Source organism: Allorhodopirellula heiligendammensis, assembly GCF_007860105.1.
GTDB classification, from domain to species: Bacteria; Planctomycetota; Planctomycetia; order Pirellulales; family Pirellulaceae; genus Rhodopirellula; species Rhodopirellula heiligendammensis.
In genome coordinates, this window is record NZ_SJPU01000001.1 from 2058907 (window position 1) to 2066814 (window position 7908).

General features: G+C 53.3%; 9 protein-coding genes. 1 reads left to right on the forward strand and 8 read right to left on the reverse strand.

Annotated elements, in window-relative coordinates:
• Positions 1-473: 473 nt before the first annotated feature.
• The 8 genes from Poly21_RS07810 to Poly21_RS27240 all read right to left on the reverse strand — a co-directional run bounded on the left by Poly21_RS07810 (position 474) and on the right by Poly21_RS27240 (position 6686).
• Positions 474-767: a hypothetical protein gene (locus Poly21_RS07810; RefSeq protein ID WP_146406299.1), complete on the reverse strand. Its 294-nt coding sequence runs from the start codon at positions 765-767 to the stop codon at positions 474-476.
• Positions 767-1717, reverse strand: a complete 951-nt coding sequence (locus Poly21_RS07815; protein WP_146406300.1) for a recombinase family protein — start codon at positions 1715-1717, stop codon at positions 767-769. The genes Poly21_RS07810 and Poly21_RS07815 overlap by 1 nt, the downstream gene beginning before the upstream one ends.
• A gap of 200 nt (positions 1718-1917) precedes the next feature.
• On the reverse strand, positions 1918-2388 hold the full coding sequence (locus Poly21_RS07820) for a rhodanese-like domain-containing protein (protein ID WP_146406301.1): 471 nt from the start codon (positions 2386-2388) through the stop codon (positions 1918-1920).
• Between the two features lie 360 nt (positions 2389-2748).
• Positions 2749-3837 (reverse strand): thiamine-phosphate kinase, encoded by a 1089-nt coding sequence (locus tag Poly21_RS07825; protein ID WP_302118048.1) that lies wholly within the window; start codon positions 3835-3837, stop codon positions 2749-2751.
• Positions 3812-5116 (reverse strand): hypothetical protein, encoded by a 1305-nt coding sequence (locus tag Poly21_RS07830; RefSeq protein ID WP_146406303.1) that lies wholly within the window; start codon positions 5114-5116, stop codon positions 3812-3814. Before Poly21_RS07830 ends, Poly21_RS07825 begins: the two co-directional genes overlap by 26 nt.
• An 8-nt stretch (positions 5117-5124) precedes the next feature.
• Positions 5125-5730: a dCTP deaminase gene (locus tag Poly21_RS28475; protein ID WP_436967478.1), complete on the reverse strand. Its 606-nt coding sequence runs from the start codon at positions 5728-5730 to the stop codon at positions 5125-5127.
• A complete protein-coding gene (locus Poly21_RS07835) occupies positions 5720-6385 on the reverse strand; it encodes an HIT family protein (RefSeq protein WP_146406304.1) in 666 nt (221 codons plus the stop codon). The genes Poly21_RS28475 and Poly21_RS07835 overlap by 11 nt, the downstream gene beginning before the upstream one ends.
• Positions 6386-6518: 133 nt before the next feature.
• Positions 6519-6686: a hypothetical protein gene (locus Poly21_RS27240; RefSeq protein WP_302118051.1), complete on the reverse strand. Its 168-nt coding sequence runs from the start codon at positions 6684-6686 to the stop codon at positions 6519-6521.
• 28 nt (positions 6687-6714) lie between these two features.
• On the opposite strand from Poly21_RS27240, the gene Poly21_RS07840 reads away from it, so the two are divergent.
• Complete coding sequence (locus Poly21_RS07840; RefSeq protein WP_146406954.1) at positions 6715-7791, forward strand: hypothetical protein; 1077 nt, start codon at positions 6715-6717, stop codon at positions 7789-7791.
• The last annotated feature ends 117 nt before the right edge of the window (positions 7792-7908 follow it).

A 7908-nucleotide genomic window follows, 5' to 3' on the forward strand; every position in this document is an offset into this window, starting at 1 on the left:
TTATGGTCGTTTAACGTTGCAACCTATATGGGTGGGATAGTAGCTCATAATAGTTTTAGTAATTAATTACCAACCCCGAACCGTGCCCCCCCATGAGAAGTATGCAGGTGCTATTGAGATGAGCGTTGCGTCGTTATGACGGATACCCAACATCGTATACAAATCGGCAGCACTTAACTCGCCAACCAACCCGAGGAGGACTAATCCAACACCAACCCACAGGGGGGGTGCGATGGGGTGCTGTAGCGGTTTTTTATCCTGGGGCCTGATTACGTTAAACCCTATAGGCTTTGTGAGGTTTAGTGAGAGTTGCCCATCATTCACGAGAGCCGTGCATGACATGACCGCTGACGTCAGTTGACCATCCCAGATCCGCGTATGGCTCTACAGATGTTAAGTCCATTTCCCGACCAATGAACGCGATCATTGTTCGAGACCTCTTGAGGCGACTCGCTTCTGCGTTCATCAAAATGCTATTGCGGATCTGGAGGTGTATAGACTGGTTTGCCTTCACTATCTCTGCCGAGGTAGGTGTCCTTAAAAACGATCGATGGATCGTATTCACTGCCCAGCAAGTTTCGGACGGTGTTGAACTCGACGAGGTGATTACTGAAATCACGTTGCCGCAGAGACTCGATGAAACTACCCCCAGGCGGGCCTGCGTGAACATCAGCACCACGCTCGAGTAGCAGGATAACGATGCCCCACTGAGCGACTGCTTGTTTCTGCCCGAAACAACGAAAGCAGATCGAAGGCAACTCGCCCATCACCCAAGTAAGTCAATTCGCAATTTGCAGTGTTTAATTTGCAATTTGCAATGAACCGTCCGAACCCATTCTTCGACCGGGTTGGGTAAACTCGGCGTTTTGAGTTTGCCGGACGTTCGGTTGTAAACCATCGTTCCGGCATACTTCTCGTTACGAAGCCGGGCGAGTACGCCGCCCGCACCCCAACGCCCGTTGCTCGGCGACGGAATCCCGTCGTCGTTCAATCCTTCGGCGATCTTGTACTCCGAGAATCCGCGATCGACGAACTCTTCAAAGATCCGCCGAATGACCGCGACCTGTTCCGGCGGGCCTTCGGTCAACGTCACCCGCTTGTTTTGGATGCCCTTGTGTTGGCCGGCTTCCAATACATGCAACGGTTCTCGTTTCTCATCGAGCAACAACCGCGATAAACCATACGGAGGTTTTCCGCCGGCGAGATACCCTTGTTCGGCGATCTTCACACATCCCCGCCAAACCTTGTCGCTCAATTCACGACTGTATTGGGCGGCCCGGAACCTCTCGAACTGAACGTAGACCGGATAGAGCGGATCATTCTCTTTCGGCTTGCCGATCGTCGTATAGATGACCTGTTTGCCGTTCTTTTTGCAGATCGCCGAGAACTGGGCCGACAAGTCGATGTCTTGAAACCGGCCCCATCGTGACACGTCCAAACACAGCACGTATTCAAAGTCGCCGCGTTTAGAGATCCATTCATCCATCATCTCCGTGAACGCCGGCCGTCCTTCGGAGTTCAACCCCGATCGTCCCGGGTCACAGAACTCACGGATGATTTCGACGCCGTGTTCCCGCGCCCACGCACGAACCTGATCCTGTTGAAGCGGGATCGAGTTCTCTTGTCGGTCTTGCGCCGAATGCCGGTAATACGCCACCGCTCGAACGAGCGCCGGTGCATCCGGATCGGGCACACCGATCTCCCACCAATTATTCACTTGTAAACCTCTCGCAAAAAGTTATCGTCGTGGCCGCGAACGGAAGCGTCGCGGCATCGACAACACAGTTACGAGAGCACCCCCACATGCCTCAAGCGGCTAAGTCACACCTGTCGCCAAGAATTCCGAGACTTTGTCACACGATGTGATGGATCGCGGGAAGTGATCCAAGAAATCCTTAATCGCGATGCAATGATCCGTCAGGTCTTCACTTCGTACTGATCCGGCACGTTAAAGATGCGCCAGTACGGATGCACCGCGGTGGTGGGTTGCTTGTCTGGGGATTCGAGCGGTAGCCCATCGCGGCACCAGCCCAGAATTCCGTCGCGATAGTTCGTCGCGTCAACGCCGGCGGCAACCAGCTTCCGAGCGTACAGATAACTGCGTCCACCCACGGTGCAATAAACGGCGACTTGCCGGCCAGCGAACGCCCCCGCTTCAGCTTCGTATTCCTGCTGCGTGATTGCACCCGGAATTCGTGATACGGTTTGTTCCGCATCGCTGCGAACGTCGACCAGTACCGGTGGCAAGACATCCGACTTTAATGCCGAGTGAAGCTCCGATGTCGAGATCGTTCCAACTTCTGGCCGCCCAAGAAATCGACGTGTCGCTTCAATGGTTCCGAATCCGCGGTTGCAAAGTCGAATGATCAGATCGCCAAGTGACATCATGATTCACCACGTCGCTAACCGCGACCACCTTCGCAACAGGTCTCGCAAATTCGATGGCACATCGAACACTGCAACTTCCCGCGAATATCGACCAAGCGACCACCGCAAACGGGACGCGCGGGAGCGCAAGATGGTGTTGGGCTTTGTCTTGGCGGAAGTTCGTCAGACTCGTTCGACATCGTTACTGCTTCACTCGTGAGTTGGAGCCTAGATCATTTGATCCTAGCGAGTTTCGGTTTATTTTTTGGTTCCAGCTAGCCGTTCGCAAAACCGCCTCCGCCTTATCAGCCGCTGCACGAAAGAGATTTCCGAGAAGCGACGCTTTGCAGCCTGCGATACAAGTGAATCATGCTTAATTGATCACGAATCAATGTATAGGGGCGTGCGCAGAAGGTAGTCCGTGTGTGACATTGGATTCTCGTTGAAGGAGTGTGAAACGAAGTTCTCATTGCGGAGTAAGCGGATTTCTCGCCGTTGGTTCTCCTCAACACCGAACAGCCCTGGTGGACCTTTGTTCGCCTTGCCGATAACGCTCCACTCGATGCTTTCACGCTCCGCGATTCTCTCAAATTCCTTCATGCGATCCGCTTTTACTGAGGCGATGACTTGCCAGTCACCCCAGAACAAAAACAAGTGTCGTGGGTCTAGGCCGTGGTGCAGCGACTCCTTCGTAACGTAATCCGGCATCTGACCGCTCTCCAAGCATACGTCAACGGAAATCCCCGAACGCTCCGCGATGTTCCACAATGATCCCAAGACACCATCGGAGTTGTCAGTTGCAGCGCTCAGTACACCAGTGGATTGCAAAATTTCCATCTCGCGAATTCGAGGCCGCGGCTTTAAAAGTGCTGCAACCTCTTCCGAATCAAGTGATTCAATGCTGCCAAGTCTTTGCGCCTTGAGATAACAGGCAATGAAGTAGCCGCATTTTCCAATGGCAACAATCGTGTCACCCGCTTTGCATTCGTTTCTTGTGATACGTCGAGAATCACTAATCGAACCGAAAGCCGTTCCATGGCAAGCAAAACGCGGTGCTACACGTATGTTTCCACCCGCATTCTTTAAACCAAATTCTTTGCATGCTGCATCCATGCCTTCAAAGTAGTCCCGAAAGTCTGCGACCGTCATATCGCCTGGTGCTTCGACTGACGTGGTAAACCCGACGGGTGTCGCACCAGCTGCAGCAAGATCACTTGCATTTGCGAGCACGGAGTACCAGCCCCACGTCCAATAGGAGCAGTGACCGATCGACCATACAAGTGGCTTGGGGCCAACGTCCGTTGTTACCACCAAGTGAGAAGCCGTACGATCTGATTCAATAAACGCACAGTCGTCGCCAAGCGAAGCGCCTCCCGATCCAGCTCGCAAAACGGGAAGAATTATTTCGTTGAGAAGGCGAAACTCACCCCAATCAGAGAGAGTTTCAACGGTTGGTTTCGCGTGATTCATATTTAGGCAGTATCCGTTCAGAAATATATTTGGCAAGTTGCAGAACGTGTTGACGTGTTGAAACTTGTGAAGAAAAATCATTGCTGTGCTTAAGCAATCCCATCGCAACCAAAAACAGGGGAATTACATATTCCCAATCCCACTCCGTCTCCGTGGGAAATGCCTTTCGAGCATGTTTGCGGATGAACGATACGAGCTGCACGCGCCCTTGCAACTCAGGCGATTCGAAATGCGGCGAGTCATCCTCAAACGAGATCCATTGCGCCAGCCTGACGACGTCCTGGTAAGAAGTTGCCGCTGGTAGAGTTACAAATCGAACATTGCACTCAAAGAGAACAAAATCTTTCGCAATGTGAGCGTCACCATCTGCCCACCCAAAATCAATGATCCGGGGGATCCCTCGGGAGAGAACTATGTTTTTGGGATGAAGATCACCGTGTATCCCACCGCAATACATTCTCGCTTTGCAATCTTGGATTCGCTTCAGGACATTGAACGGATTTGTCCATTCCTGTCCAAAATCTATCGATAGTTCATCGTTGTCAGCGCCCCAGCAGTCACGCCATCGAGCTGCCCATATTGAAGTGTGGATTTTGCGAAGGTACCGCTCGTACTCAACCGAAAACTGCCTCACTTCGACCTGTGACTTGCCTCCTTTGCGGTGCAGTGGCCAAAGGGACTCGAACGCCAACTGCAGTGCATCGCATACTTGGTCAGTGGCCAATTCCGTTGAGGTAAGCAGCTTCCAAATATCCGCCACACGAAGATTTAGACGACCTCCGTGCAATTCAACATCGCCCCAGATGTCGTCGGCGGAAGCAAAGGGAGACCAGAGAACAGAATAGGGCCGTTCGGAGTCAGACGGGGACCAGCGGAGTGGTGCCGCATATCCAGTCGGCGAATGACCAATGAGAAACTTTAGTGCCTCGGCGTCTTGAAACTCTCTTTCGCAGGAATCCTGATCTGAGCCCGGCTTTGGCTTTGCAAGTTTGACGATAAATGGATGTGAAGGCCAAAGACTTGCCTCGGCAACGAAGTATGCGACAAAAACGGAGGCGCTACTTTTTCCTTCCGCAGCACCAAGACGATTGAGTGGTACGACGCGAAGCGAGCACTCCTTCACTTCCACACTGTTCCCATGAAGTGACGGCCAAATCTTGCAGCGGAGGTCTTCGCCCTGAGCGTCGTTCGATACAAGTGTGCTAAGTAGTTCAAATGCAGAATCTAGGAGGCTCTTTTCGCTGCCAGGATCAAACAAGTCAATTTCTAGTCCTCGCATTACGTCGGTCACTTTGATTTGGGAGCGTACGGAAACTTAACTTTGCTGATGTGCTGCATTTCTTCAAACATCGAAGGGCCCGATGGAACTGGTTGATGCTCATAAATACTTCGCATCAACGCAATCTCTCGATTTTGTGGACTAACTGGTGCAAGCATCAGATGGCAAACAGGCATTCCATGGTGTAAAATGACAGGCGAGGGGTTGTGCGAAACTATCTCAAACGTCAATTCACTCGGAACACCTTGTCCATACCCAGGTGAAATGAGTTGAGAGTCGCATGTCACGGAAATGCCGGCCCGCGACATATGCGAAGTAGTCGACAGGAATCCCGCCAGGCCGTTCGGCAGCCACAAGCTTTCATACGAGCTAACCAATAGTAAGTCGCCTTGCTTCACACAGATTTCGGAGACCGTCTCGACTGAACCCAGCGAGTTTGCCGCGCAATCCTCGGTCATCAAGTCAATTGGCGTGTCCTGCCGTCGCCACCTCCGAACTCTATTTCCCAATCGCAATACATAGCTAGCCGATTTTAAAAGTGCGGGCTCAAAAGGCTCTATCCCGAATAGCTCTTGTGATCTTTGATCAGAAATCTGGTCAGCACTAAAGAACATTGCTTGGCCTCCTGGCTGCAACTGTTTGCAACAAGTCTTGCTCAGGTGCTTTGTACTCGCGCCAATCCCAAGGCCTATTTAGGGAAAAGTGACGGACAAGAAGTTTTCGCATGTGCTGTGAACCAAACCCGTGTTCACGAATTGCATTCTGGTCAATTGACGCGACAGTGCCGAGCGTATCGCGAGCGACAATGTATTCTTCGCTTACACGATTGATGTTCCAGGCGTCTAGCAATGACGGGTGCCGCAGCCGCTCACTGGGGAGCATGTCTTCCATTTTGAAGTGCGTGGGAACGGGTACGATGTGTAGGTGGGCATGATAAATTCCGCAACCTCCGCCGGAAACACATCGTGCGCCATGTTCAAAGAGCACGTATCTCGACTGGACGCTAGCAAATGCCGCCTGGAGGAACGCGCTGAGCTGCTCAACTTCGTCCGCATTCAGATCTGCGAGACGCTCGGCATGTCGCCTTGGCAAAATCAGAAGACTACCTGCAAACAGCTGACCGATTGTTGGCAATGCGACAAACGCGTCGTTCTCCAGCACGACTCTAGTTTGCAAGTCGTTTCTGTACAGATTAGCAAAGCGTGAGCTGAGAACACCTGCGAGCTCATCGCAAAACTCGCAATAGGTTAGGTCGTTCAGATGAACCATGTCGCTGTTGCCTTGAAGCGGCTATTGGATTGGATTGAAAGAAACAGATTTTATCAACGCAACTCTTTTTCAACTAGCTGAGAGCCATCCATGGAGAGATGAGTCCAATGCGATGGTCGAGCGAGAGACTCACTCAATAGATTTGCTGCATCCCCACTGCATTCGCATTGATTTGACGCACCGCGCCAATGAAGGTTTCGGCATTCTCGCCCATGACGCCGGAAGGTTGAATAGGGACAGGCAAGAAATAGTTGCCTTCGATCGCGGATTGCATATCATTGCCGATGGTTTCGCAGCTCAAGACCGTGACGCTGACGGAGGTGATGAAGATGCCCAGGCAAGCTCGTGGGGAAGTGATCGATCCCAGTGAGGTTCAGATCCTCCACTGTATCGAGAGGTGCGTCCGCAAGGCGTGGCTCTGCGGAACCGATCCCGCTACTGGAGAGTGTTTCGAGCACCGCAGGGGCTGGATTCGCGACCGAATGGAGTTCCTCGCCTCCGTGTTCGCGATCGATTGCTTGACTTTTTCGATCATGAGCAATCACCTGCACCTGGTTCTAAGAAGTCGCCCGGACGTTGTCGCGGCGTGGTCGGACGATGAGGTCGCCCAGCGTTGGCTGCGGCTGTTCCCCGCGCGTCGTAACCCTGACGGCAGCCCTGCCGTGCCGACGAGACCGGAGCTGAACATGATCCTGAATCAGCCGGAGGTTCTGGCCTCACGGCGTCAGCGATTGTCTGACGTGAGTTGGTACATGCGCTGTCTCGCTGAGAATATTGCCCGCCGCAGTAACGCCGAGGACGAGGCTCGCGGCCACTTTTGGGAAGGGCGTTTTCGGGCACAGGTGCTCCTCGATGAAGCGAGTTTGTTGGCGTGTGCGGCCTACGTGGATCTCAACCCGATTCGTGCCGCCTTGGCGGAAACGCCTGAATCGAGCAAGTACACTGGAGCCAAGGATCGGATTGACGACTTGACTCATAGCTCCGATCGGACCCGCCTAAGCACCCATGACTGGGAGCGAAGCCGCGGTCGCCAGCACAGTGGCTGGATGAGTCCAATTGAAATTGACGAGCAGCACGATCCCGTCGGACCGCACCTGGATCATTCGGGCAGACGAGGCAGCCTGAAAGGTTTCCTAAGTGTCTCGTTGGCGAGCTATCTGGAATTGCTCGACTGGACGGGCCGTCAACTCCGCAGTGACAAGGTCAGTGCGATCCCCTCGCACTTGCAGCCGATCCTCACACGTATGGGCTTAGATACCCATGCCTGGTGTGACGTCGTGAGCCGATTTGGGCGGGTGTTCAAGCGAGCAGCGGGTAGCCCAGAACACCTCGCCGAGGAAGCCAGCCGTCGCGGTCAAGGTTGGCTCTGCGCCCGTGACAACCCACTCGGGATATCTTCGGCCTGACCGTCTTCGGAAAACCTTCCACTTTGATTCCATCCGGGGGCGCTGCTGCGCCGATATTGGAGAATCGGATCAGAATCAGCCCGATGCTCGGTGGTGGCACTCTGCGGGGACCTGATC

Coding starts and splice junctions, on each gene's coding strand:
- Poly21_RS07810 (WP_146406299.1), bottom strand. CDS start 767: ATGGGCGAGTTGCCTTCGATCTGCTTTCGTTGTTTCGGGCAGAAACAA.
- Poly21_RS07820 (WP_146406301.1), bottom strand. CDS start 2,388: ATGATGTCACTTGGCGATCTGATCATTCGACTTTGCAACCGCGGATTC.
- Poly21_RS07825 (WP_302118048.1), bottom strand. CDS start 3,837: ATGAATCACGCGAAACCAACCGTTGAAACTCTCTCTGATTGGGGTGAG.
- Poly21_RS07830 (WP_146406303.1), bottom strand. CDS start 5,116: ATGCGAGGACTAGAAATTGACTTGTTTGATCCTGGCAGCGAAAAGAGC.
- Poly21_RS28475 (WP_436967478.1), bottom strand. CDS start 5,730: ATGTTCTTTAGTGCTGACCAGATTTCTGATCAAAGATCACAAGAGCTA.
- Poly21_RS07835 (WP_146406304.1), bottom strand. CDS start 6,385: ATGGTTCATCTGAACGACCTAACCTATTGCGAGTTTTGCGATGAGCTC.
- Poly21_RS07840 (WP_146406954.1), top strand. CDS start 6,715: ATGCCCAGGCAAGCTCGTGGGGAAGTGATCGATCCCAGTGAGGTTCAG.